Source organism: Streptomyces ureilyticus (assembly GCF_011045025.1).
Lineage (GTDB): Bacteria > Actinomycetota > Actinomycetes > Streptomycetales > Streptomycetaceae > Streptomyces > Streptomyces ureilyticus.
On the sequence record NZ_JAAKZX010000059.1, the window covers coordinates 19938 to 40899 of the forward strand.

At 68.4% G+C, this 20962-nt stretch carries 18 protein-coding genes and 1 pseudogene; 11 read left to right on the forward strand and 8 right to left on the reverse strand.

Annotated features, from left to right (window positions below; all coding sequences use genetic code 11):
• Positions 1-27 precede the first annotated feature (27 nt).
• The 5 genes from G6048_RS19895 to G6048_RS19915 form a co-directional block, all read right to left on the reverse strand.
• Entirely contained in the window at positions 28-1890 is a 1863-nt protein-coding gene (locus G6048_RS19895; protein ID WP_165340909.1) for an ABC transporter ATP-binding protein, read from the reverse strand.
• A gap of 499 nt (positions 1891-2389) precedes the next feature.
• Entirely contained in the window at positions 2390-3535 is a 1146-nt protein-coding gene (solA, locus tag G6048_RS19900; RefSeq protein WP_165340910.1) for an N-methyl-L-tryptophan oxidase, read from the reverse strand.
• A 20-nt stretch (positions 3536-3555) separates the two neighbouring features.
• Positions 3556-4956 (reverse strand): NAD(P)/FAD-dependent oxidoreductase, encoded by a 1401-nt coding sequence (locus G6048_RS19905; protein WP_206341806.1) that lies wholly within the window; start codon positions 4954-4956, stop codon positions 3556-3558.
• Positions 4953-5186, reverse strand: a complete 234-nt coding sequence (locus G6048_RS48740; protein WP_206341807.1) for a RidA family protein — start codon at positions 5184-5186, stop codon at positions 4953-4955. Before G6048_RS48740 ends, G6048_RS19905 begins: the two co-directional genes overlap by 4 nt.
• A gap of 182 nt (positions 5187-5368) precedes the next feature.
• Positions 5369-6049: a haloacid dehalogenase type II gene (locus G6048_RS19915; RefSeq protein ID WP_165340911.1), complete on the reverse strand. Its 681-nt coding sequence runs from the start codon at positions 6047-6049 to the stop codon at positions 5369-5371.
• Between the two features lie 186 nt (positions 6050-6235).
• Here G6048_RS19915 and G6048_RS19920 point away from each other — a divergent pair, with 186 nt between their 5' ends.
• The 11 genes and pseudogenes from G6048_RS19920 (at position 6236) to G6048_RS51430 (ending at position 16996) form a co-directional block, all read left to right on the forward strand.
• The gene (locus G6048_RS19920; RefSeq protein WP_165340912.1) at positions 6236-6922 is read left to right on the forward strand and encodes a GntR family transcriptional regulator; all 687 of its coding nucleotides are present in this window, start codon (positions 6236-6238) and stop codon (positions 6920-6922) included.
• 754 nt (positions 6923-7676) lie between these two features.
• Positions 7677-8159, forward strand: a complete 483-nt coding sequence (locus tag G6048_RS19925; protein ID WP_165340913.1) for a RidA family protein — start codon at positions 7677-7679, stop codon at positions 8157-8159.
• A 123-nt stretch (positions 8160-8282) separates the two neighbouring features.
• Positions 8283-9389, forward strand: coding sequence for an alanine racemase (locus G6048_RS19930; RefSeq protein ID WP_165340914.1), 1107 nt, complete (start codon positions 8283-8285; stop codon positions 9387-9389).
• 74 nt (positions 9390-9463) lie between these two features.
• A complete protein-coding gene (locus tag G6048_RS19935) occupies positions 9464-10198 on the forward strand; it encodes an SDR family NAD(P)-dependent oxidoreductase (RefSeq protein WP_165340915.1) in 735 nt (244 codons plus the stop codon).
• A gap of 146 nt (positions 10199-10344) precedes the next feature.
• Positions 10345-10552: pseudogene (locus G6048_RS49665) on the forward strand (transposase); the annotation flags it as partial.
• Positions 10553-10576: 24 nt separating this feature from the next.
• Positions 10577-11674: an ABC transporter substrate-binding protein gene (locus tag G6048_RS19945; protein ID WP_165340916.1), complete on the forward strand. Its 1098-nt coding sequence runs from the start codon at positions 10577-10579 to the stop codon at positions 11672-11674.
• Positions 11667-12806: an ABC transporter ATP-binding protein gene (locus G6048_RS19950; protein ID WP_165340917.1), complete on the forward strand. Its 1140-nt coding sequence runs from the start codon at positions 11667-11669 to the stop codon at positions 12804-12806. The genes G6048_RS19945 and G6048_RS19950 overlap by 8 nt, the downstream gene beginning before the upstream one ends.
• 3 nt (positions 12807-12809) lie before the next feature.
• Positions 12810-13703, forward strand: a complete 894-nt coding sequence (locus G6048_RS19955; protein WP_165340918.1) for an ABC transporter permease — start codon at positions 12810-12812, stop codon at positions 13701-13703.
• On the forward strand, positions 13700-14566 hold the full coding sequence (locus tag G6048_RS19960; protein ID WP_165340919.1) for an ABC transporter permease: 867 nt from the start codon (positions 13700-13702) through the stop codon (positions 14564-14566). Before G6048_RS19955 ends, G6048_RS19960 begins: the two co-directional genes overlap by 4 nt.
• A 60-nt stretch (positions 14567-14626) precedes the next feature.
• Positions 14627-16111: an NAD-dependent succinate-semialdehyde dehydrogenase gene (locus tag G6048_RS19965; RefSeq protein WP_165340920.1), complete on the forward strand. Its 1485-nt coding sequence runs from the start codon at positions 14627-14629 to the stop codon at positions 16109-16111.
• A gap of 423 nt (positions 16112-16534) precedes the next feature.
• Positions 16535-16996, forward strand: coding sequence for an Lrp/AsnC family transcriptional regulator (locus G6048_RS51430; protein WP_165340921.1), 462 nt, complete (start codon positions 16535-16537; stop codon positions 16994-16996).
• A 216-nt stretch (positions 16997-17212) separates the two neighbouring features.
• Here the strand turns inward: G6048_RS51430 and G6048_RS19975 are convergent, their stop codons facing one another.
• The 3 genes from G6048_RS19975 to G6048_RS19985 all read right to left on the reverse strand — a co-directional run bounded on the left by G6048_RS19975 (position 17213) and on the right by G6048_RS19985 (position 20957).
• Positions 17213-18643, reverse strand: a complete 1431-nt coding sequence (locus G6048_RS19975; protein ID WP_328826436.1) for an aldehyde dehydrogenase family protein — start codon at positions 18641-18643, stop codon at positions 17213-17215.
• A complete protein-coding gene (locus G6048_RS19980) occupies positions 18636-19724 on the reverse strand; it encodes a homoserine dehydrogenase (protein ID WP_165340922.1) in 1089 nt (362 codons plus the stop codon). Before G6048_RS19980 ends, G6048_RS19975 begins: the two co-directional genes overlap by 8 nt.
• Positions 19725-19991: 267 nt before the next feature.
• Positions 19992-20957 carry a LysR family transcriptional regulator gene (locus tag G6048_RS19985; protein WP_165340923.1) on the reverse strand — a complete coding sequence of 322 codons (966 nt, stop codon included), beginning with the start codon at positions 20955-20957 and terminating at the stop codon, positions 19992-19994.
• Between the last annotated feature and the right edge of the window lie 5 nt (positions 20958-20962).

Sequence of the window (20962 nt, forward strand, 5' to 3'; positions counted from 1 at the left end):
CGTCCCCCTGCTGGAACCAGCTCGCGTTCAGTGCAGTTCGGCCCCCACCGAGCTGTCGTCGACGGGGCTGTCGTCGGCAAGACTCTCCTCGACGGGGCTTTCGTCGAGGAAGCCGCCCGACTGGTGCTGCCACAGCTTCGCGTAGGTGCCGTCCGACGCGAGCAGTTCCTGGTGCGTGCCCTGCTCGACGATCCGTCCGCGGTCGAGGACGACGAGCTGGTCCATGGAGCCGACGGTGCTCAGACGGTGTGCCACCACGAGCGCCGTACGCCCCTCCATGAGCCGCCACAGCGCCTCCTGGACGAGGATCTCGCTCTCGGAGTCCAGGGCGCTGGTCGCCTCGTCGAGCAGCAGGATCGGCGCGTCGCGCAGGATCGCCCTGGCGAGAGCGACGCGCTGGCGCTGTCCGCCGGACAGCTTGACACCGCGCTCGCCCACCATGGTGTCGAAGCCGTCCGGCAATGCGTCGGCGAACTCCGTGACGTGCGCCGCGTCGGCCGCGCGGCGGATCTCGGCATCGGTGGCGCCCGGCCGGGCGAACGCGATGTTGTCCCGCAGCGTGCGGTGGAACATCGCCGGGTCCTGCGGCACGTACGCGATCAGGCCTCGCAGGTCGGCCTGGCTCAGCTTGCTGATGTCCTGGCCCCCGATCAGGATCCGGCCCGCGTCGATGTCCATCAACCGCAGCAGCAGCCGACTGAGCGTGGTCTTGCCGCCGCCGGACCGGCCGACGAGACCGATCTTCGTCCCGCTGGGCACGGTCAGGTCGAGGCCCTCGAAGAGCGGCTCCGAGCCCGCGTGGGCGAAGGTCACCTGCTCGAAGCGGACGTCGGCGGCTCCGGGCAGCAGCGGCTCCGGCGAGGGCGGGTCGAGCACGGTCGGTGGCGTCAGCAGCAGTTCGGTGAACTGCGCGGCCTCCGTCATCGAGCTCTCCAGACGGCGGTAGATCTGGTTGAACTCGAACATGATCCGCGTCGCGTTGGAGTAGTACGTGAAGGCGACCACGACCGCCTCCACGCCGTGTCCGCCCCCGCCGAGCGTGACCGCGAGCAGCAGGCCCAGCGCGTTGGTCAGTACCGACATCGGCGCGACCAGTGTGTCGATGCGCAAGTTGCCGTAGTCCCACGACCGCAGCGTGAGCCGCCGTGAGTGCGCGACGCGGGAGCGGTGTTCGGCGGCCTCGCGTTCCTCGGCGGCGAAGGCCCGGACCGTGTCCATGTTCATCAGGCTGTCGGCGACATGGCCCGACACCCGGGCGATCGCCTCCTCGCGCTCATCGACGAGCGCCTGACGGCGGCGGATGAGGGGCACCACGCACAGCCCCGTCAGTGCGATCATCGCCAGGAGTCCGACGACGAGCAGCGGTTCGTAGCGCCACAGCACCACCGACCCGAACAGCAGCGGCACGAACCTGCCCACGACCTGGAACGTCATCGAGTCGACGAATTCCTCGAAGCGGGAGGCGAAGCTCAGCACCCGCTTGGTCAGCGACCCGGCGAAGTTGTCGTGGAAGAACGCGGCATCCTTGGCGAACAGTTCGTCCATGCCGAGCACGTACAGGTGCTCGATGCCGAGGGCGTCCACACGGTTCAGGCAGTGCATCCCGAGGCGCCACAGCGTCTCCGCGAACAGCAGAATGCCGGCGAAGCCGAGGACGTACGGCAGTGTCGAACCGATGGTGATGTCGGCGTCGTCGGCGATGCGGCCGACGAGCTTCGCGACGACCAGCGGTGCGATGTAGAAGATGCCGATGTTGCCCAGCGCCGGCAGCAGCATCCCGGGCACCGTCCACCGCCGGAGCCGGGTCAACTCCCGTCCGTAGTAACGAAGTGCGAGGAGCACCGGGCCCTTGCCCGGCGGCGCCCTGTGCGATACAGACTGCGATTCCATGCTCACCCTGTGTTGTCGAAGGGTTCGCAGTGTCCCGCGGCGGAGCCTGCGGAGTCCAAGCGTTTTTCTCAACGCCCGGAGATATCAGTGGTGTTGGACCAAGCCGGTGGGTGGGTCGCCGTCAGCCCAGGCGGCGGGTCGTCAGTGGACATGCGGCCGAGCAATGTGCACTGGCTGACGCCGCGGACGTGGCGGAGGTGGGTCGATGTCGGCCTGCGCGGCCACACGCGCGGCTGCTGACGTCGTCCGGGCTGCGGAGGGGAAGCTGCGGTTGTGCAGCAGCAGGCGCGTGCCGCCCGGATACTGAAGGTGAGTTGGGTCAGGATCAGCAGCCGCAGGAGCGGTGACAGACACCGTCTGACGCTGAGTCCCTTCTCGGGCGGACAGTTCAGCAGATGACAGACGGTCGTTGCGGCACATCAAGAGATGAGTCCCGCAACGACCGTCAGCCGAATGGCGATACCGGCGCTACTGCGCCGAGGCGGCGCAAGTGGGTGGGCTACCTGGTCTTGAACCGGTCCGGACGCACGAAGTCCAGGCCTTCGATGGTCTGCTTGCCGAGCGCCTCGTGTGCGGCGATGTGACCATAGCCGGTCGCCATTTTGAAGCCTTTTCCGGAGAATCCGGTGGCACAGTAGACCCTGCTGTTCTCGTCCAGCCAGCCGAGGAGGGGATGCCTGTCCTCGGTGAAGAGGTCGGGGAAGGCGTCGGAGCGCGCGATGGTGGGGATCAGGCCGGGGAAGAATTCGGTGACGATCTCGGTGACCTTTTCGATTTCTTCCTGGGTGAGTTCCCTGGGCACGGCGTCCGGGTCGGGGGTTGCCCTTGCGCGCCCGGCCAGCGGTCCGTCCACCGATGCCTTGACCGTCACGCCATCGACGGCGGGTGCGCCGTACATGGAGCGATCCTCGTACCACCGGCTGAAGATGGGGAAGTTCTCTGGCGAGAACTGCGTTCCGTCCTGGGCGATGAACCAGGTCAGGACGATCCGATGGGTTTCCGTGACGGCCTTGAGGTGGTCGGGCATGAGCCTTCGGGACCAGCCGCCCGAGGCGACGATGACCTTCTCGAACGTCCAGGTTCTGTCGCCCGACGTGACGACAACACCGTCTTCGGTCTCGGTGATGCTGTCCACGGGTGTGTTCTGAAGGACGGTGGCACCGTTGGCCTGGGCCGCCGCGACGGCGGCGCTGACGGCGCGGTCGGTGCGCAGAACACCGGCGCGGGGGTCATAGACGGCGCAGTCGTCGGGGCGGAGGTTGTGCTGGGGGTAGCGTTCCGCCATCTCCTCCCGGCTCAGGACGCTGTGCTCGGCTCCGGTGACGCGTGTGGCATCGAGGAGGCTGTTGATGAAGCTGCCGTTCGCCGTCCCGATGGACAGCCCCCCGGTAGTGGTGAGGATCTCCTGCCCGGTTTCCGCTTTGAGCTCGGCCCACAGGCCGCGGGAGCGTTCGATGATGGGGTAGTAGTCGGGCTTGCCGAGGTAGACCATGCGGAACAGGCGGGTGTCCCCGCCCACGGCACTGCGGCCGTGGGCGGGGGTGGCGGCCTCGAAGCCCACCACCGAGTCCGACAGCCGGGAGGCCTGCCACAGGGCCATGCTCCCGATGCTGCCCAGGCCGATGACGGCGAGTTTCGCGTCCATGAGAGCAGTCTCTTTTCTCTTTACTCGTGAAGTCCGGCGAGTCTGCTGCCGAATCTGGCCAGGAGTGAGGTCGTGCGGGAATCCCTGCGCTCTTCCCACCGGTCGGCAATGCCGAAGAGCCGGTACATGGCGTGAACGCCCAGCCAGCGGATGGGTTCCGGTTCCCACTTCCGTGCCCGGTAGCCGACCCAGGGAAGGGTGGTCCGTTCGGTTTCCTGCTCGAAGGCGAGCTCCACGAGAGTCCTGCCGCCGACGTAGGCCGACGTGACGCCGTGGCCCGCGTAGCCGGTGGACGACCCGATGCCTGATGCCGGGTCCCAGTGCACGCCGCCGTTCCAGTCACGCGTGACGCCCAGGACTCCCGACCAGGCGTGTTCCACCTCGAAGGGGATCCCCGGGAAGAAGGACCTGAGCTTCTGCGAGATCAGGTCGATGGTGGACTGGGCGGTCGCACCGTCTCCCCCTGTACCGGACCCGAAGCGGTAGGGGACACCGCGGCCCCCCATGGCGATACGGCCGTCCGACGTCCGTTGGGCGTAGATGAACGTGTGCGCGGAGTCGTTGAGGCACTGCGGCCCGTTCCAGCCGATCTGTTGCCATGCCTCCTCCGGCAGGGGTTTGGTCACGATCATCGAGGAATTGACCGGGATCAGGGTCCGGCCGCCGAGCAGCTGTCCCGAATAGCCTTCGGTGCAGATGAACGTCTTCGCCGCGGTGACGCGTCCGTTGGCCAAGGTGAGGGTCTTGCCCTCGACACTCTCCACTCGGCTGCCCTCGTAGATCCCGACCCCCATGGAGGTCAGGGTGTCGGCGAGGCCGTAGACGAGCTTTGCGGGGTGGAACCGCGCGCAGTGCTTGTAGAAGAGCCCGCCGTGGACGGTGGAGATGTTGATCTGGGACTGGAACTCGTCCCGGTCGAGCAGGTGGACTTCGTCGTCGGTCAGCCCGTACTTCAGGTCGGCATCACGCCTGGTGACTAGCCGGCCCAGCCCCGCCCGAGTGTGGGCGGCGACGAGCGCGCCGCCCTTGTGCTGATCGGCGTCGATACCTTCGGCCCGGAGGATGTCCAGGACCGCGTCGACGCCGGCGACGAATTCCTGCTGCAGTGCCCGGCTCGCTTCCAGCCCTCCCCCGGCGCGGGCGAAGGTGGCACGGTTTCCCGGGGGCATGGCCGAGAGCCAGCCGCCGTTGCGTCCTGATGCGCCGTAGCCGACCTGTTCGGCCTCGAAGACGGCGACGGAGAGCGACGGTTCGAGCTTCTTGGCGAAGTACGCTGCCCAGAGGCCGGTGTAGCCGCCGCCGACAATGGCCACGTCGACGGAGTCGTGGCCGGTGAAGCGGGGGAATGAGGGCCTCTTGTCGGCCAGTTGGGCCACCCAGAAGCCGAGCTCTCCGTTTCGGGGTGGTGCCGCAGCGTTCATGTGCGTCCTTCTTCTGTGTCTGGGAACGGCGTGGGCCGGTACTGGACGGCGGTGTAGCCGCCGGCGGCGGGAGAGGGGTGTCCCGGTGTTGAGGAGGAGCCCGGCGACACCGATCGCGGTGCGGGCGGGTCGTCCGTTCTCGCCCAGACCTCGATGAGCAGTTCACTGGCGGCGTTGGCTATGTTCGACTGCTCACCGAGGTTCGGCGTACTGGCCACGAGGACCCGCATGTGCACGATCCGGATCCAGTCCGGAGCACGTCCCGGCCGACAACGCCCTCACCCGGCGACTCACGTCCCTGAAAGGCAGTTGGCCCGAGGTGTAGATGCCTGAGCCCGTCGCCCGGTGGTGCACGACGTACGCGTCGCCGGCGAGGACGGGCGGCTCCAGTCCTCCGTTCTCCGCTCAGGTGTCAGGGACGCGGGAGGCCGAAGAGGACGGGGAGGTCGGCGATGTCGGTGATCCGCTCGTAGCCGAGCCAGTGCTCGTCGTGCTCCCAGCCCCGGTCCATGTACACCTTGTTCTTGATGCCCATGATCGCCGCGGAGCGATGGTCGTACATCGGGCTCGCGGATACGTGCACGAGCTCGTCGGGTGTCACGCCGAGCTTGTCAAACATGTAGTCGAACGCGCCGAGTCGCGGCTTGTAGATGCCCATCTCCTCGGCGCTGATGACGACCTCGAACGGGGCCTTCAGGTTCTCCGCGAGGCGCTCGGCGTGCGCGGTGTCGCTGTTCGTGATGATCACCAACGGGACTTCCTCGGCCAGGCGGTTCAGTGCTTCGGTGACACCGGGGTACGGGCCCCAGGTGGGGATGGTCTCGTACACCGCCCGCGCGTCCTCCTCGCGGTACTCGAGACCGACCTTGCGCGAGGTGCGTTCCATGGAGCGGGCGACGACCTGGTGGAACGGCTGGTACGCGCCCGTGCACTCGTCGATCCGGTACGCCTTGCAGATCCGCAGGTAGTCGTCGGCGACCTCGGCCGGCAGCCGGTCGCCCAGAACCTCACGCATCGTGTCGTTGATGCTGAACTTGATCAGCGTTCCGTTCATGTCGAACGTCACGAACTTGGGCTTGACTTCGAATACCACTGGTCCTCCTAGTGCTTCAGCGGAGCAGCCTCTCGCTTGGTCGATTGTCGACCATCTGGTGTCGATTGTCGACCAGAAGGGGTTGGGTGTCAACAACTGGCAGGTGTGCGGCCTGGACGCAAAATCAGCGGAGGTATAGTCGACAAACGACCAAGTGGTCGACAAGCACCGAGAGAGGGCAACGGGGTGGACCACAAGTTCGAGTGGCAGGAGCAACGGACGACGACGCCGGACGGCGTCTACCGCACACTGCGTGCCGCCATCCTCGATGGGACCGTACCTCCCGGTGGACAGCTGCGTGAGGCACACATCGCCGCAGATCTCGGGATCAGCCGGTCCCCGCTGCGCGAGGCGCTGACCAAGCTGGAGGAGGAAGGGCTCGTCGTAAAGATCCCCTACCGTGGGGCGTTCGTCGTAGAGGTGAGCGCTCTTGAGGTCGCCGAGATCGACTCGGTCCGGCTACGTGTCGAACCCTACGCAGCCGAACTCTCGGCCGAAGCGCTACGCGGTCCTGAGCGGCCCCAGTTGCTGCAAACCGTCGAGGATCTCCGCCGGGCGATGGAGAAGGACGACATCCCGGCCAGCATCGACGCACACCTTCGGTTCCACAGGCTCTTCTACGAGCTCTCGGGGCACGGCGTCCTGCAGAGTCTCTGGAACGGCTGGGAGACCAAGCTGCGCCTCCACCTCAGCGTCGATCACCGCACTTACAGCGACGACCCGCATCAATTGGTCGTCGAGCACGAGAGGTTGGCCGCGGTCGCCCTGGAAGGCGACACCGACGCGTTCCGTCAGGAACTGGCTGCCCATTTCCCCATGGGGCTGGGGGCGCAGACGGGCGATGCAGGGGAACGCGCGCCCCGGCATGCCTGAGGCCATGCCGCCTGCGTGAAGTGTCCAAGGCTGCACGAGCGCCGGGTGCAGCTCACCGAGCAGTGCCGGGCGACGACGGATCAGTCGCCGGGTGTCCAGGACGTCGACTGCGGCGTGGGTGGAGCGCCTTGCCTGGACCCGGAGACTTCCAGGGCTGCGTGATCGACGAGGCGGCGACCACCCGGTGGGATCTATACCCGGCCTGCCGGGCGGGCACCCACTGACCACCGGGCGGTCCGAGCCGCCGCATGCTGCAACTTGGGCAGCCGAATCCCAGCACCTGTGAGGCGGACTCGTCCCTGCTCGGCGCCAGCTTCCTCAAGAGCGTGACGTCGGCGATCAGCCCTTCCGGCGACGCCGGCAAAGAGACCGGCGCTCCTCCCGACCGGCAAGCGCCCGTAGGCGGTCAGTCAGTCCCGAACTCGTCTGGCATCTCACGCCTCCGGTGAGCCTTGGCGGTCGTCCCGGCGGCCGCAGGCGCGACGTCGACCGTCGCTTCGAGCAACCGTGGGGCGAGCCGCACGAGGTGCCCCGAGGTCGCACTCGAGATTGAAGCTTGTATTGACAGTGCGCGACGGGCCCTCTTATGGTCGACAAACGACAATCGACTGGCGATTTTAAGGCACCATACGGCGCTTTATCGCCACTGCTACTCGAGAGGAGACCGAGTACAGATGATCAAAATTCATGCGAAGCAGGTTCTCGCGGCCAACTGCGAGCGTTTGTGCCCTGCTCCGTCTGCGGAGGCTGCGAGATGAGCCAGTCCGTGACTTCAGCGAGCACCGGCTCGGCTTCCGATCGGCTCCAGTCCTTGGGTCTGGCCCTTCCCGAGCTCCGTGACAACCCGTACTACGTGCACCACCGGACGGTGGGCTCCAGCATCTACATTTCGGGTCAGCTGCCTTACCAGGACGGTCGGCTGCTGGGGCAGGGCATTGTCGGCCGGGACGTCGAGCTGGAGACGGCGCGGTCACTCGCGCGTCATGCCGTGCTCAATGCGCTCGCTGCCGCTGTGCAGGCGGTGGGAGACCTGGACCGGGTCCGGATCGTGCAGATGCTGGTCTTCGTGGCCAGTACGCCGGACTTCGGTGAGCAGTCGAACGTCGCCAGCGCGGCCAGTGATCTGCTCATCGAGGTGCTGGGCGAGAACGGACGGCATGCGCGCACCGCGATCGGTGTCGCCGGGCTGCCGCTCAACAGTCCGGTCGAGATCCAGATGGTCTGCACCGCGGTGTAGGCGGACGCGACGTCGGTGTGGCGCGAGTGCGCGCGATATTGCGGGGCGCGCGCGTTCGGCATCCAAGGGGAGTCAGCACCCGCGCTCCTCGATCATTCCAGGCAGAACCACAAGGAGAGCAGCGTGAACCGGCTGCAACGAGCACTCGACGCTCTGGTCGAGCGGATCGACACCCCCGCGCCGATCGTGCTGGTCGACGTCATGCAGGGCAACATCGACCGCATACAGGGCTTCGCCGACCAGCGCAACCTCAAGGTCAGGCCGCACGTCAAGACGCACAAGTGTGTGGAGATCGGGCGACGCCAGATCGAGGCCGGCGCGGTCGGGATCACCGCGGGAAACGTCGGTGAGGCCGAGGTCTTCGCCGCGGCCGGGTTCGACGACATCTTCCTCGCCTACCCGATCTGGGCCGCGGGAACGAAGCGAGCCCGGATCCGCCGGCTCGCCGAGTCCGCCCGGCTGCGGGTCGGCGTCGACAACGTCGCGGCGATCGAGGCCCTCGCCGACGCGATGGGAGACGAACCCGAGCGGCTGCAGGTCGTGATCGAGGTCGACTGTGGCGCCCGTCGGTCCGGGGCTCCGGCCGAGGTCGCAGGCGATCTCGCGCTCGCCGCCCGCAAGCGCGGTCTGGTGCCGGTGGGCGTCTTCACCTATCCCGGTCACGGCTGCGCCGGCCAGGACGCTCGCCGGCGTGCCGCGCAGGACCAGGAGGCCGCGCTCACCACCGCGGTACGCAGCCTCGAAGGTGTCGGGGTCACCGCAGAGGTGGTCAGCGCCGGCTCCACTCCCACCCTCGAGTTCTCCACGAGCGGCGTGATCACCGAGATCCGTCCCGGCGAGTACGTCTTCGGCGATCTGAACAACGCCCGGCTGGGCTCCTGCACGGAGGACCAGATCGCGCTGTTCGTCGCCGGCACCGTGGTCAGCGACTGGGTCCCCGACCAGGTCATCGTCGATGTGGGCAACAAGGCCCTCAGCAAAGAAGGAAGCCCTGAGATCGGCTACGGCGGCATCGCCGGCACGAACGCGGTCCTATCCAAGGTCAACGAGTACCACGGGTTCCTCCCGCTGCCGGACGGCGAGTTCCGCCCCAGCGTCGGCACCGTCGTCCCCGTGGTCCCCAACCACGTGTGCCCCGTCGTCCTCGGTTTCGAGGAACTGATCGTCACCGACAGCACGGGCACGTCGCTGGAGCGGTGGCCGGTCGACGCCCGCGGATTCCTCAACTGACCGGCGGCGGGGACAAGACCCCGGGGCCAAGCCCGCAACCCGACGACCGATCTCCCCGTAAAGGAGTGCCTGACATGAGACTCAACAACGTCACGGCCCTGGTGACAGGCGCCAGCAGTGGCATCGGACAGGCGGTGAGTTCCCACTTCCGCCGCGAGGGCGCGCGGCTGCTGCTCACCGGCCGCAGGGAGCGGCTCGACAGCGCTGAGCCCGACGACCTGTACGTTCCCGGAGACCTCAACGACGAGGCGTTCGTCGAGAGCCTGGCCAAGCAGGCCGCCGAGTCCTTCGGCACCGTCGACGTCGTCGTCCTCAACCACGGCCTGCAGGCCACCAGCCCGCTCACCGATATGGCCCGCGACGACGCGAAGAACGTGCTCGAGAGCAACCTGCTCAGCGCATTCCTGGTGATGAAGCACTTCGCGCCTCTGATGCCCGAGACCGGTGGCTCGTTCGTCTGCGTCAGTTCACGGCTGGGCATGGTCGGCATGTCCGGGCAGGTCTTGTATTCCGCCGCCAAGGGGGGCCTCATCATGCTCGCCAAGGGCGCGGCGATCGAATGGGCTCCGCGCAACATCCGTGTCAACGTCGTCGCTCCGGGCCTGACCGCCACCCCGATCATCGAGGCGGCGTTCCAGCGCAGGCCCGACCCCGAGGGCTACCGCCGCGAGCGCGAGAGCCAGATCCCGCTCCAACGCCTCGCCGCCCCTGAAGAGGTCGCTGACGCGGTGCTCTTCTTCGCCTCGTCGGAGTCGTCGTACGTGACCGGATCGGTCCTGACCGTCGACGGCGGGTACACCGCTTTCTGAACGTCCCTGCTGGGCAGCACCACCAGCAATGGGCTGAACGACCTGTTCTCCGTCTCGCCTTCTGCCTCGGGCGACCGCCGATTGCAGCATGACCGATCGACCACGAGTCGAGCGCATGCCCCGATCGCCGCACTCGAACTGCGCACGGCTCGAGCTTCCCCACCGCCACTCACCCGGTCTTCTAGCCGGCCTCGCCCCGACAACAAGGTCGTCGGGGGCTTCGATCCACGGCGAACACGCGCCCAAAGCGGCGACCGACAACGCAAGCGGGCAATGCTTCTGTCCGCTTTCGCCGCCCTGCACCATCCCACCCCCCGCACCTGCGAGGTAAAGCCCCGCACAGCTGGTCCCACGCGTCCCTAAATGAGGAGTATTGCCATGAGTGATCCCCAGATCGGCCGCAGAGCGCTCCTGCGCGGAGCAGGCGGCATTGCCGCCCTCGCGTCCCTCGCCGCCTGCGGTACCGGCACCAGCCGCTCCTCGTCCGCCGCCGGTGGCAAGGGCGGTGGCAAGACGGTGATCGTCCGCGACAGCGGCGGTGCCTTCGGCGCGGCGCTGCAGAAGGCGATCTACACGCCGTTCACGCAGGAGACCGGCATCCAGGTCAAGGTGCTGAACTTGGACGACGCTCCACTGCTGGCCCAGATCAAGCAGGGCCGTCCGCAGTGCGACCTGATCAACAACTCGATGATGTCGCACTTCAAGTACGTGAAGCAGGACGCGCTGGAGGCGCTGGACCTTGACCGGGTCAAGAGCGTGAAGAGCGCGAAGATCCCCGACAGCCAGATCACCGAGCACGCCGTCGGCAACAGCTTCTACGGTCAGTGCATCGGGTATCGCACGGACGCCTTCGGCGGGAAGAAGCCGGAGTCGTGGGCGGACTTCTGGGACACCAAGGCGTTCAAGGGCGGCCGTTCGATGGTCAGCCCGGACGGTGACCTGCCGGAGCTGGAGTTCGCGCTGCTGGCCGACGGCGTCCCCATGGACAAGCTGTACCCGCTCGATGTCGACCGCGCTTTCAAGGTGATGAGCCGGCTGCGGGGCGACATCAAGAAGTTCTGGGACAGCGGCCCGCTGCCCGGTGTGCTCCTCAGCCGCGAGGAGGTGACGATGTCCACCGTGTGGGACGGCCGGCTCGCCGATCTGCAGAAGCAGAATGTGCCGGTGGAGCGGCAGCTGAACGGCATGCGCCGCCAGTTCCAGGGCTACGCGATTGCCAAGGGCGCGGCCAACGCGGACAACGCGTACCTGCTGATGGACTTCTCGCTGCGGGCTGAGAGCCAGGCCGCGCTGGCGAAGGCGTTCCCGTCGAACCCGTCGTCTCCGCTGGCGTACGAGAAGCTCAGCGAGGACGAGCGCAACGCTCTCGCGGGTGCGCCGAAGTACTACGACAAGGGTTTCGACGCCGACATCGAGTGGTGGCTGAAGAACGAATCGGCCGTCACCAAGCGCTGGTTGGAGTGGGCTCGTGGCTGAATTCAGTGTGGCTGCACCGTCTGTAGGGGCGGCCAGCGGTAAGTCGGTGACCGCGACCGGCAAAGCGCTGTCGGTAGTGGCCCTGCGCAAGACGTACGGGGATGTCGTCGCCGTCGACGAGGCGTCCATGGAGATCGCCGCAGGGGAGTTCGTCACCTTCCTCGGTGCCTCGGGGTCGGGCAAGACCACGACGCTGATGATGATCGCCGGGTTCTGCGAACCGGACTCCGGCACCATCACCGTCGGCGGCCGGGACGTGACGCGGCTCGCGCCGCAGAAACGGAACCTGGGGTTCGTCTTCCAGCAGTACCTGCTCTTCCCGCACATGACCGTGCACGAGAACGTGGCCTTCCCGCTCACCCTGCGCGGAGTGCCGAAGGACGAGATCCGCCGCCGGGTGGGGGAGACGCTGGAGATCGCCGGCCTGTCCGGGTTCGGCGGCCGCAAGCCGCGCGAGCTGTCCGGCGGTCAGCAGCAGCGTGTCGCCCTGTGCCGGGCGCTGGTCTACCGGCCGCCGGTCATCCTCATGGACGAGCCGCTGGGCGCCCTGGACAAGAAGCTGCGCGACCAGCTGCAGGTCGAGATCAAGACCATCCAGCAGGAACTCGGCCTGACCGTCATCTATGTGACACACGATCAGGAAGAAGCGCTGGTCATGTCGGACCGCATCGCGGTGATGCGCAACGGCCTGATCGAGCAGTTCGACACCCCCCGGGAACTCTTCGAACGCCCGAGGACCCCGTTCGTGGCGGACTTCCTCGGCGCGGCCAACTTCCTGCCCGGCCGCATCGAGCAGCACACCGACGCACACACCGTCGTCCGCCTCGACCAGTCCGGTGGCCTGCTGAAGGCGCGCCGTCACCAGCTGGCCCCCGGCACCGAGGTGAAGGTCGCGGTCCAGCCGGGCCGGCTGCGGGCCTGCGCCACCGACGACGGCTTCTGTACCGGCACGGTGGAGACCGCGACCTACGTCGGCACCCTGGTCCGCGCGGGCGTGCGCATCGACGGCGGTGACGCGCCGCTGCTGCGCCTGGAAGTACCCGCCGGCCGCGGCCCCGTCACCGGCGAACGCATCGGGATCAGCGCCGACCCGGACGACGTCAACCTCTTCCCCACCGAACAGGGAGGGTGAGCCATGGCCGCGCTCACCGCCACCGCCCCCGCCGGTCCGCGCAAGCTGCTGGCTTCGCGCAAGACCCGCATCGGGATCCTCTACGCGCTGCCGGTCGTCGTCTATCTGCTGGTGCTGTTCGTCTACCCGATCCTCAGCACGCTGCTGCTCAGCCTGAAGGACGCCGACGGATCGTTCACCCTGCACTGGTACGCCGACGCGCTGACCGGGGTCAACCTGTCCGTCCTGATCACCACGCTGCGGATCTCGGCGGAGACGGCGCTGTTCAGCCTGGTCTTCGGCTTCGTGCTGGCCAACGCTATCTCGCGGCTCAAGCCCCTGTGGGCGGGCGTGGCCATGCTGATCGTGGTCGTTCCGCACTTCATCAGCGCCCTGGTGCGCACCTACGGCTGGATCATCATGCTCGGCGACAAGGGCCTGGTGAACGAGTCCCTGTCCGGCCTGTGGATACCCGGGGCGCCGTTCCAGCTGCTGTACAACGAACTCGGCGTGGTCATCGGCACCACCTCCATGATGCTGCCCTACACCGTGCTGCTGCTGTACGGCGTGATGCGCGGCGTCGACCGGCGGCTGCTCGCGGCCGCGTCCAGCATGGGCGCCGGACGCGTGACCATCTTCCGCCGCATCTACCTGCCGCTGGTCGCCCCCGGCCTGGCCAGCGCCGGACTGCTCAGCTTCATCCTCTCGCTGGGCTACTACATCACCCCCGCCCTGATGGGCGGCCCCAACCAGACGATGATCGCCACCCTGATCAACCAGCAGGTGACCAAGGAAAACCAGTGGAACGGCGCGGCCTCGCAGGGCGTCATCCTGCTGGTCCTCACCCTGGCAGGACTGCTGCTGGTCAAGGCCGTCAGCTCGCTGGGCGCCAGCCGTAAGAAGAGGAACGCCTCATGATGGAGCTGCGCAAGACCCTCACCGGGCGGATCGTCCTCACCGCTGTCGCCACCGTGATCCTGCTGTTCCTGGCGCTGCCGATCGTCGTCATCGTCGTCACTTCCTTCAGCGACAACGCCTTCGCCGCGTTCCCGCCCGACACCTGGACGCTCAACTGGTACAAGGCACTGTTCGCCGACGGCAGCAAGTGGCCGGCCGCGCTCTCCCTGAGCGCTCTGATCGCCGCCATCAGCACTGTGTTCTCGCTGATCATCGGGGTGACCGCGGCGACCGCGCTGGTCCGCAGCGAACTCCCGCTGCGCTCTGCGGTCTTCGCCCTGGTCCTCGGACCGCTGGTCATCCCCCAGATCGTCACCGCACTGGGCCTGTTCCTGCTCTTCGAGCCCGCCGCGATGCTGGGCAGCCCGATCGCCATCGCCCTCGGCCACACCGTGCTGGCCGCACCGATCGCGGTACTCATCCTGATCGCGACCCTGCGCGGCATCGACGAACGCCTCGAGGACGCCGCCGCCAGCATGGGCGCCGGTCGGCTCACGATCGCCCGGCGGATCACCTTTCCCCTCGCCGCACCCGGGATGATCGCGGCGGCGATCTTCTCCTTCATCACCAGCTTTGACGAGTTCTACATCTCCCAGTTCCTCTCCTCCGTCGACACCGTCACCCTGCCGGTGCAGGTCTACAACTCCCTGACCTTCGACATCGACCCCAGCGTCACCGCGGTCAGCGCGATCCTCATCGCCGTCGCGATCCTCGCCCTCGGCCTGGTGGCCCTGGTCCGCTGGATCGGCTCCGGACGCCAGGACTCCCTGCTCTCGGTCGAGAACACGGTCGGCGTCGCCAACCCCGGAGGCGAGGTCGTATGACCACCCACCGATCGTGCTCCCTCAACACACCAGCCTGCGACCAGCGAAAGAGCCACGCGCATGACTGACATGCTTACCGCTCCCTCATGGGAATCGGCAGCCCTGGAATCCGTGCCCCGTGGCTTCCTCGCCCACGACTGGCAACCCGCCACCGGCGGTCGCACTTTCGAGGTGCGCAACCCCGCAACCGAAGAAGTCATAGCCACCGTCGCCGACTGCGGCGCACAAGACGCGCTGAAAGCACTGGACGCGGCGGCCGCGGCCGCCGACCAGTGGGCCCTCGCCAGCCCGCGGGACCGCGCGACCGTCCTGCACCGGATCACCGACGCCATGCTCGAGCACCGTGAGCGTCTGGCCCGGATCATCACCCTGGAGATCGGCAAGACGATCAGGGAAGCGCGGGGCGAGGTCGACTACGCCGCCGCCTATTTCCGCTGGTACGCCGAGGAAGCGGTCCGCCCGCACGCCCGGAGCACTCCCTCCCCGGACGGCAAGAGCCACATCGTCACCGTCGCCGAACCGGTCGGGCCCTGCCTGCTCATCACCCCGTGGAACGTGCCGCTTGCCATGGCAGCCCGCAAGGTCGCCGCCGCCCTCGCCGCCGGCTGCACCGCCGTGCTCAAACCGGCCACGCTCACCCCGCTGTCCTCCCTGGTGCTGGGCGAGCTGGCGCGTGAGGCCGGCGCGCCTCCCGGTGTCCTGACCGTGATCACCAGCAGCGACCCGGCAGCAATCACCATGCCCCTGCTGGCCGACCCCCGGCTGCGCAAGCTGTCGTTCACCGGGTCCACTCCGGTCGGCAGGCTGCTGCTTCAGCAGAGCGGCGCCCGGGTGCTGCGCACCTCGATGGAACTGGGCGGCAACGCGCCATTCCTGGTCTTCGACGACGCCGACCTCGACCTCGCGGTTCGCGAAGCGGTGATCGCGAAGATGCGGCTGGGCGGCCAGTCCTGTGTCGGCGCCAACCGATTCCTGGTCCAAGAGGGAATCGCCGACGCATTCGCCGCCGCGCTGGGCGAACAGATGGCCGCTGTCCGGGTGGGTCCCCCAGGCCAGGAGGACACCGAGCTCGGTCCGCTGGCCGACCACCGGGCGGTGGACAAGGTCCGCCGCCTCGTCGAGGATGCCGTGGCCCGTGGTGCCGTGGTCATCGGCAAGGCGGACATCCCTGACGGTCCGGGCCACTACGCCGCCCCGACCGCGCTGGACCACGTCCCCGCCGATGCCGCGATCATGCACGAGGAAGTCTTCGGACCCGTCGCCGCCATCCACCGGTTCTCCACCGAGGCCGAGGCCATAGCGGTGGCCAACAACACCGAGCACGGTCTCGCGTCGTACGTGATGACATCCCACATCGACCGCGCCCGCCGGGTCGCCGCCCGTTTGCAGGCCGGAATGGTCGGCATCAACCGCGGCCTCGTCTCCGACGTCGGAGCACCCTTCGGCGGGGTCAAGCAGTCCGGCCTGGGCCGCGAGGGCGGACCCGAGGGCCTCCACGAGTACCAGCAGCTCAAGTACCTGTCGATGCCCGGCTTCAACACCTGAGCAAGCCGGACTCAAGCGCAGGGCTCGCCCATGTGCCGGCCGGGCAACGCAGTGACCGGGGTGATGATCCGTTCCGCGACGTCCACCAGCGGCGCGGCCAAGTCCGCCCCGGGTGGCTGCCAGTCCTGCAGAAGCTGGGCAGGCGTCTGGGGCGTCAAGCAGCCACGGCAGCCCGGTGGGGAGACTCGGTTCTTCCTCACCGGGCTGACCCCTTGTCGGCGTACACATGAACGTGCACAGCCACGCCCGGCGTCCAGAGGCTCGACACACGCGTTTGCGCTGCCGCCTCTGATCCCGGGCCGGGCACATCCTGAGCCTGATCAGCAACCAGCACGCACCATGCTGGGCAGGAGCCCATGGCACCCGCGATCTGTGCCGTGAGGGCTGCCATCTCCACCGACTTCATGAAGGAGACGGTCGACAGTGGACGCCACCGACGAGAAGATCATCGCCGAGCTGACCCGCAACGCCCGCATCTCACACTCCGAGCTGGCCAGCAAGGTGCTGCTGTCCCGCAACGCGGTGCGCCAGCGCATCGAACGGCTGGAGCGCCAAGGCCACATCGCCGGCTACACCATCGTCCGCGTCGGCGACGACACCGGCAATGTCGTCTCGGCGCTCGTACTCGTCTACCGCCAGGACCGCATGCGCGGCGGCGACGTCCTGGCCGCGCTCAAACGCATCCCCGAGGTCGTCATCTGCGAGATCCTCAGCGGCGACTTCGACATCATGGTGCGCCTGGAGGCGGCCTCGCTGGAACGCGTACGAGTCATCTGGGAGGACATCGCCCAGATGCCCGGCGTACGGGACACGGTCACCGCGCTCACCCTGTCCAGCGTCGTCAACCGCCCGAGAGGAGGGCGGGGTTCAACGGCACCGGGGTGAGCAGCGCCATTGCCTCTTCCCTCTCCAGCAGCCCGCCCTGCACCACGAGGTCCACCACGTCCTCCCCGGTGGCCAGGGCCGCTTCTGCCGTGGTTCAGGCGGCCGCCTGAACCACGGCAGAGGTTCAGGCGGCCGCCTCGGACAGCCGACGCTCGGTCTGCCGACCGACTTCCGGCTCCAGCGGGCGCAGGGGTTTTCGCTCGGTACGGAAGGTGGTCATTGGACCACGTCAGTGATGTGGTTGACGCAGACGACCTTGGGCTGGGTCATCTCCTCGAAGGCGAAGCGCACGCCCTCGCGGCCCATGCTGCCGTACTTGAATCCGCCGAACGGCATGGCGTCGAAGCGGTAGTCGGACGAGTCGTTGATCATCACTCCGCCGGCTTCCAGCAATCGGGCCGCGTTCAGGGCGCGGTCCAGGCGCGAGGTGAAGATGCCCGCATGGAGGCTGTAGTCGATGGCGTTGGCCTGTTCGATGGCGTCCTCGAAGGACGTGAACGACTCCAGCACGACGACCGGGGCGAACACCTCCTCCTGCCAGATCGAGCAGGTCGCCGGGACGTCTTCCAGGACGGTCGGCGCGTACAGGGCGCCGGTGGTGTGGTTGCCGCACAGCAGCACCGCGCCCTCGGCCACCGCAGTGTCGACCCTGGCCCGGGTGGCGGCCGCGGCCTCCTGAGTGATCATGGGGCCGACGTCGGTGCGCTCGTCGAGGGGGTCGCCCACGCGCAGCAGCTCGGTACGGGCGACGAAGGCGTCGCGGAAGCGCTCGTAGACCTCGCGGGCGATGAGGATCCGCTGGGTGCCGATGCAGTTCTGGCCCGCGGCCCAGAACGCGCCGGAGACACAGGAGGATACGGCCTCGTCCAGGTCGGCGTCGTCCATGACGATGACCGGGGCGTTGCCGCCCAGGTCCATGGCGAGCTTTTTCAGGCCGGCCGTGTGGGAGATGGCCTCGCCGGTGGCGAATCCGCCGGTGAAGGAGACCATGCGCACGTCGGGGGCGGCCACGATCGCGGCGCCGATGTCTGCATTGCCGTTGACGACGGTGACGATCTCCTCGGGCAGGCCGGCCTCGATGAGGGTGTCGACCAGGCGCAGCGCGGACAGCGGCGTCAGCGCGGACGGTTTGAGGATGACCGCGTTGCCGCCGGCGATGGCCGGGCCGAGCTTGTGGGCGACCAGGTTGAGGGGGTCGTTGAACGGAGTGATGGCGGCGATGATGCCCAGCGGTTCGCGGGTGAACCAGCCCTGCCGTTTCTCCGAGCCCTCGTAGGAGTCGAAGGGGATGACCTCGCCGGCGTTGCGCCGCGCTTCGGCCGCGGACAGGGACAGGGTGTTGACCGCGCGGGCGACTTCTTTGCGAGCCTGGGTGATGGTCTTGCCGGCCTCGCTGACGATCAGCTGGGCGAAGGACTCGGCGCGCCGCTCGATCAGGTGGGCGGCGCGTTCCAGGACCGCGGCCCTGGAGGCGCGCGACAGCGCGGCCGCGGTACGGCGCCCGCACCTGGCCTGCTGCAGGATGCTGCCGACGGCGCTCGCGTCGACGGTGGGCACCGAGGCGATGATCTCGCCGGTGTAGGGGTTGTGCACGGGCGCCGTGTCGGTGCCGAGTTCGATGCCGGGGGGCACGACGGTGTCAGACACGGTGAGTCTCCAGGAGAACGGGGCGCGTGGGCGCGGTGTCGTCGTCGGCGTGGCGCTGGTGGATGGCGATGATGTCCGACAGCAGGGCGTAGGCGGTCTCGATGCGGCCGGCGCCCGGCCCGGACACCGTGACGGTGCCGAGGAGGTCGGTGTGGAAGGCGACCGCGTTGACCGGGCCGGAGATCCCCGCCAGCGGGTGGTGTGCCGGCAGGGCGAGCGGAGCGACGCGGGCGTCGACGCTGCCGTCCTCGTGGCGGGTGGCGGAGCCGACCAACTTCCAGCGCAGCCCCTTGGACGCGGCGTCCCGCACCTCGTGGGGAGTGATCGCGGAGATGCCCTCGCAGAAGACGTCCTCGCGGCGCAGGTCGGCGCCGAGGACCTCGTTAGCCAGGATCATGACCTTGAGCTGGACGTCGTGACCCTCGATGTCCGCGGTCGGATCGGCTTCGGCGTATCCCAGTTCCTGGGCTTCCGTGATGGCCGCCGGCAGATCGACGCCTTCTTCGAGGCGGCCCAGGATGTAGTTCGAGGTGCCGTTCATGATGCCCTGGACGCCGGTGATCTCCAGGCCGCCGAACATGCGCTCGGCGGTGCGCAGGATGGGGGTGCCGCTGAGTACCGAGCCCTCGAACTCGAAGCTGACACCACGCTCGGCGGCCAGCTGCTTCAGCGCCCGGCCGGCGAGTGCGACCGGTCCCTTGTTGGTGGTGCACACGTGCTTGCCCGAGTCCAGGGCCCAGCGCACATGGGAGAGGGCGGGCTCACCGTCGGCGGGATTGGTGAACGTCGCCTCCACGACGATGTCGGCCGGCACCTCACGGATCACCCACGCGTTGCGCGGATCCGCGCTGCCGCCCGGCAGACCCGCGAAGCTCAGCTCCCCGGGCTCGGCGGCCAGCAGCGGCGCCAGATCGATACCGTCGGTGTCCACCAGGGAACCGGCCCGCAGATCGGTGATCGCCACCACCCGCAGGGCAAAGCCCAGCTCCCTGGCCAGGCGCTCCCCGCTCTGGGATATGAGTTCGGCAAGCGCGCGATTGACGCCGCCGAATCCGATGAGGGCGAGATCGTATCGGCCCATGAGATCGCTCCTTAACAGTCCGCCGCCTTCACGGTGCGGCTGCTCAGAGCCTCGCTTCTCCGCCTGTCACCTGCTCCATGTCGCAACGGCCACGACGCATGCCGATCTGCTCTGTCGGAGGGCGATTCGCCCACCCCGCCTTCAGCAACACCGCGCGGGAACGGACGCGGTGCGCCCGCCGCCTCGCATCGCCGACTCGCTTAGCCGTCGGTCGGGTTGGGTGTGTTCCTGAAGGAGTGCCAGAACGGCAGGTTCGGCGCTTGGTCCTCAACACACTGAACTTGACAGGGAATCGTCGGGGTCGGCGGGGCTGGGGCCGCCGGGTGGCACAGCCGTCTCTGCCGCCGCGCGCAGTGCGTCCAGTACCGGCCGGATCAGGGGGTGGCCCTCGGCGCCGCGCCGTACGGTCGCGAAGACCCGGCGGGTCACCGCCACGTCGTCGAGCGGGCGGATCACCACGCCCGTCGGCTCCGTGCCCCGCAGGGCGGAGCGCGGTACCAGGGCTACGCCCGCCCCGGCGCCGGCGAGGGCGACGACGGCACGGAAGTCGTCGGACGAGTGCTGCAGCCGGGGCTGGAATCCGGCGTACTCGCAGGCCAGCATCACCACGTCGTGGCAGGGATTGCCGGGGTACGGGCCGATCCACGGTTCGTCGGCCAGGTCGGCCACCCGCACCTTGCCCGCCCCCGCGAGCCGGTGGCCGACCGGCAGGACGGCGTCGAACGCCTCGGAGTACAGCGGCACCCGCGCGAGACGCTGGTCGTCCTCCCGCGGCGCGCCCCGGTACTCCACGGCGACCGCGACGTCCGCCTCCCCGTCCAGCACCATCGGCAGGCTCTCGTCGCCCTCCGCGTCACGCACCCGGATCCGGATCCCGGGTGCGGTGTCCGCGAGCTCCGCTATGGCCGGTGCGAGGACGAGCGCGATGCCCGTGGCGAAGGAGGCGACGGTCACCTCGCCCGCGGCGCCCGAGGTGTACGCGGCGAGTTCGGCCTCGGCCCGCTCCAGCTGGGCGAGGATCGTGTTGGCGTGATCGAGCAGGATCTCTCCGGTGGCCGTGAGGCGGATGCCGCGCCCGTTGCGCTCCAGCAGCCGCTGGCCGGTCTCGCTCTCCAGAGCCGCGAGCTGCTGGGAGACCGCGGACGGGGTGAGGTAGAGCGCGGCGGCCGCGGCGGTCACGGTTCCGTGGTCCGCCACGGCGCGCAGGATCCGCAGCCGCCGCATCTCGATCATGTCGC

What these genes read in the sequence shown, in the direction of transcription:
- G6048_RS19965 (WP_165340920.1), top strand. Translation starts at nt 14,627, where the DNA reads ATGACTGACATGCTTACCGCTCCCTCATGGGAATCGGCAGCCCTGGAA.
- G6048_RS19925 (WP_165340913.1), top strand. Translation starts at nt 7,677, where the DNA reads ATGAGCCAGTCCGTGACTTCAGCGAGCACCGGCTCGGCTTCCGATCGG.
- solA (WP_165340910.1), bottom strand. Translation starts at nt 3,535, where the DNA reads ATGGACGCGAAACTCGCCGTCATCGGCCTGGGCAGCATCGGGAGCATG.
- G6048_RS19945 (WP_165340916.1), top strand. Translation starts at nt 10,577, where the DNA reads ATGAGTGATCCCCAGATCGGCCGCAGAGCGCTCCTGCGCGGAGCAGGC.
- G6048_RS19895 (WP_165340909.1), bottom strand. Translation starts at nt 1,890, where the DNA reads ATGGAATCGCAGTCTGTATCGCACAGGGCGCCGCCGGGCAAGGGCCCG.
- G6048_RS48740 (WP_206341807.1), bottom strand. Translation starts at nt 5,186, where the DNA reads ATGCGGGTCCTCGTGGCCAGTACGCCGAACCTCGGTGAGCAGTCGAAC.
- G6048_RS19980 (WP_165340922.1), bottom strand. Translation starts at nt 19,724, where the DNA reads ATGGGCCGATACGATCTCGCCCTCATCGGATTCGGCGGCGTCAATCGC.
- G6048_RS19935 (WP_165340915.1), top strand. Translation starts at nt 9,464, where the DNA reads ATGAGACTCAACAACGTCACGGCCCTGGTGACAGGCGCCAGCAGTGGC.
- G6048_RS19960 (WP_165340919.1), top strand. Translation starts at nt 13,700, where the DNA reads ATGATGGAGCTGCGCAAGACCCTCACCGGGCGGATCGTCCTCACCGCT.
- G6048_RS19905 (WP_206341806.1), bottom strand. Translation starts at nt 4,956, where the DNA reads ATGAACGCTGCGGCACCACCCCGAAACGGAGAGCTCGGCTTCTGGGTG.
- G6048_RS19955 (WP_165340918.1), top strand. Translation starts at nt 12,810, where the DNA reads ATGGCCGCGCTCACCGCCACCGCCCCCGCCGGTCCGCGCAAGCTGCTG.
- G6048_RS19985 (WP_165340923.1), bottom strand. Translation starts at nt 20,957, where the DNA reads ATGATCGAGATGCGGCGGCTGCGGATCCTGCGCGCCGTGGCGGACCAC.